General features: G+C 64.0%; 1 protein-coding gene. It reads left to right on the forward strand.

Annotation, left to right across the window (positions count from 1 at the left end):
- Positions 1–107: 107 nt before the first annotated feature.
- On the forward strand, positions 108–1,980 hold a 1,873-nt coding region (gene nifJ, locus ADK28_RS04195), incomplete at its 3' end, for a pyruvate:ferredoxin (flavodoxin) oxidoreductase (protein WP_048794973.1).

Below are 1,980 nucleotides of genomic sequence, written 5' to 3' on the forward strand. Positions count from 1 at the left end.
CGCCACACAAACACGATAAAGCCACGTTCGCCCCCTCTGTTAGACTTTTTTCCATTACTGCGAAAGTGCGCTTTCGCGGCTTTGTGAGCAATGAAAAGGTAACGCCGATGATAACTACAGATGGTAATAATGCAGTCGCTTCCGTGGCCTATCGCACCAACGAAGTGATTGCCATCTACCCTATCACGCCAAGCTCCACCATGGCGGAGCAGGTGGACGCCTGGTCCGGCGATGGCCGGCAAAACATCTGGGGCGATATCCCCCGGGTGGTGGAAATGCAGTCGGAAGGCGGCGCGATCGCCACCGTGCACGGCGCCTTGCAAACCGGCGCGCTGTCGACCTCGTTCACTTCATCGCAGGGTCTGCTGCTGATGATCCCCACGCTGTACAAACTGGCCGGCGAGCTGACGCCGTTCGTGCTGCACGTCGCCGCGCGCACCGTGGCCACGCATGCGCTGTCCATCTTCGGCGACCATTCGGACGTGATGGCGGTGCGCCAAACCGGCTGCGCCATGCTGTGCGCCGGCAGCGTGCAGGAGGCGCAGGACTTCGCGCTGATCTCACAGACCGCCACCCTCAACGCGCGCGTGCCGTTTATCCATTTCTTCGACGGTTTCCGCACCTCGCACGAGATCAACAAGATTGTGCCTCTCAGCGACGATACGCTGCGGCAAATGCTGCCGCAGGCGGCGATCGACGCCCACCGCCGCCGGGCGCTGTCGCCGGATCATCCGGTGGTGCGCGGCACTTCCGCCAACCCGGACACCTATTTCCAGTCGCGCGAAGCCACCAACCCGTGGTATGACGCCACCGGCCAACACGTGATCGACGCCATGGAAGCCTTCGCCGCCCTCACCGGCCGCCACTATCGGCCGTTCGACTATTACGGCCACCCGCAGGCCGAACGCGTGGTGGTGGTGATGGGCTCCGCCGCCGGCACCTGCGAAGAAGTGATCGACACCCTGCTGACCCGCGGCGAGAAAGTCGGCGTGCTGAAAGTGCGGCTGTTCCGGCCATTCTCCGCCAAACACCTGCTCGGCGCGCTGCCGGACAGCGTGCGCAGCGTCGCGGTGCTCGATCGCACCAAAGAACCGGGCGCACTGGCCGAGCCGCTGTATCTGGACGTGATGACCGCGCTGGCGGAAGCCTACAGCCGAGGCGAGCGCGCCACGCTGCCGCGGGTGATCGGCGGCCGTTACGGCCTGTCGTCGAAAGAGTTCGGCCCAGACTGTGCGCTGGCGGTGTTCCGTGAGCTGGCCCAGCCGCAGCCGCGCCCGCGCTTTACCGTCGGCATCTTCGATGATGTCACCGGGCTTTCACTGCCGCTGAGCGACGAAATCCTGCCGCAGCGCGCCTCGCTGGAAGCGCTGTTCTACGGTTTGGGCAGCGACGGTTCGGTCTCGGCCACCAAGAACAACATCAAAATCATCGGCAACGCCACGCCGCTGTATGCGCAGGGCTATTTCGTCTACGACTCCAAAAAGGCCGGCGGCCTGACGGTGTCGCATCTGCGCGTCAGCGAGCAGCCGATCAATTCGGCCTATCTGGTCAGCCAGGCGGATTTCGTCGGCTGCCACCAGCTGCAGTTTATCGATAAGTACCAGATGGTTGAACGCCTGAAGCCCGGCGGCACCTTCCTGCTCAATACCCCTTACGGCGCCGATGAGGTCTGGTCGCGCCTGCCGCAGGAGGTTCAGGCGTTGTTGCACCAACGCCAGGCGCGTTTCTATATCATCAACGCCGCCAAGCTGGCGCGCGAATGCCGGCTCGGCGCGCGCATCAACACCGTGATGCAGATGGCGTTCTTCCACCTGACGCAGATCCTGCCGAGCGACGTGGCGCTGCAACAGCTGCAGGACGCCATCGCCCGCAGCTACAGCAGCAAGGGCCAAGAGATCGTCGAGCGCAACTGGCAGGCGCTGGGCGCCACCCGCGGTGCACTGATTGAAATTCCGCTGCAGCCGGTCGACGACAGCAGCC

The sequence above is a fragment of the Serratia sp. 506_PEND genome, from assembly GCF_001076875.1.
GTDB classification, from domain to species: domain Bacteria; phylum Pseudomonadota; class Gammaproteobacteria; order Enterobacterales; family Enterobacteriaceae; genus Serratia; species Serratia marcescens.